The following is a 1,112-nucleotide window of genomic DNA, read 5'->3' as shown; positions in this document are numbered from 1 at the left end:
ATCGCGAAAGAACGCAATTATAGCGTGACTGAATGGGGTGTCAACAGATTTTTGCGCGATCTTTTGGGCGGGGTGTGAAAAAGAAGCGCGTGCCGGATGCGTCGTGTCTGTCTGCCGTGTCCGATCGATCCGGCGGGCGAGGAATTGCTGCCGGAAAAGAACGAGCGAATTTCCTGACTGCGCATTCATGTTTGTCGCCGGAGAAATTATTGTCGATGGATCTGTCCAGCGGGCTGATCTGCGGATGCGGGATGCGACCGCAGCGATTGTCCGCTTTGGGCCGCGCCATGCGCATCGTGCAGCCGTCGGCACGCAACGGCGTGTGCGGGACATGCGGGTGAGGGCGCTTGCATCGCGATTTTTTCTGTTACCATCGCGGTAACGTTTATTGCGGAATGGTCCGCGACAAGGAGTCAGTCATGTCTGAAATCGCAGTGGTTTTTCATAGCGGCTACGGCCACGCAGCCGTTATCGCGGACGCGGTCGCTCGTGGTGTCGAGAAAGTCGACGGCGCGTCGGTCAAGTTGATCCCCGTCGACGCGATCGACGAACACTGGGAGTACCTGGAGCGCGATGCGAAGGCGATCATCTTTGGCTCGCCGACCTACATGGGCAGCGCGTCCGCCCAGTTCAAGGGCTTCATGGACGCATCGTCGAAGCACTGGGGCAAGTGGCGTGACAAGCTGGCGGCCGGTTTCACGGTGTCGGCTTCGCAAAGCGGCGACAAACTGTCGACGCTGCAGCAACTGGCGGTGTTCGCCGCCCAGCATCAGATGCTGTGGGTCAGCCTGGGGCTGATGCCTGGCAACAACAGCAGTACGGGTTCGGTCAACGATCTGAATCGGCTCGGGTCGTTCCTCGGTGCGATGGCGCAGGCCAATGCGGACGAGGGCGGCGATGCCATTCTCGAGAGCGATCGAAAGACGGCTGAAGTGCTGGGCGAGCGTGTCGCGATTGCCGCGAAACGCTGGAACGGCGCCTGAGGGTGACGGCCGGGCGGGTCTCTTGGTCGACCGGCTGATGGATGGGATGGATGTGCTTGACGTGCGTCGACTGCGTTCGTCGAGCATCTTGGAATTGGCAACTCCGGTCCTGCTTCGTTGCTTGGGCCG

Annotated in this window: 2 protein-coding genes; one reads left to right on the top strand and one right to left on the bottom strand. The window is 60.6% G+C overall.

Translation table 11 applies throughout. The features are described from left to right. Nucleotides 1-189, bottom strand: a 189-nt coding sequence (locus U5771_RS35145; protein ID WP_322028175.1) for a hypothetical protein, incomplete at its 3' end; no start/stop codon positions are given. Between the two features lie 230 nt (nt 190-419). Between U5771_RS35145 and U5771_RS35140 the strand changes: the two genes are divergently transcribed. Then, complete coding sequence (locus tag U5771_RS35140) at nt 420-983, top strand: flavodoxin family protein (RefSeq protein WP_322028176.1); 564 nt, start codon at nt 420-422, stop codon at nt 981-983. The last annotated feature ends 129 nt before the right edge of the window (nt 984-1,112 follow it).

Origin of the sequence: Burkholderia sp. BCC1977 (genome assembly GCF_905339595.1) — a bacterium.
Lineage (GTDB): Bacteria > Pseudomonadota > Gammaproteobacteria > Burkholderiales > Burkholderiaceae > Burkholderia.
Note: the sequence above shows the minus strand (reverse complement) of the source record. Positions and strands in the feature narration are given on the sequence as shown.

Excerpts from the sequence above, each read along its gene's own strand:
- U5771_RS35140 (WP_322028176.1), top strand. The coding sequence starts at position 420 with ATGTCTGAAATCGCAGTGGTTTTTCATAGCGGCTACGGCCACGCAGCC.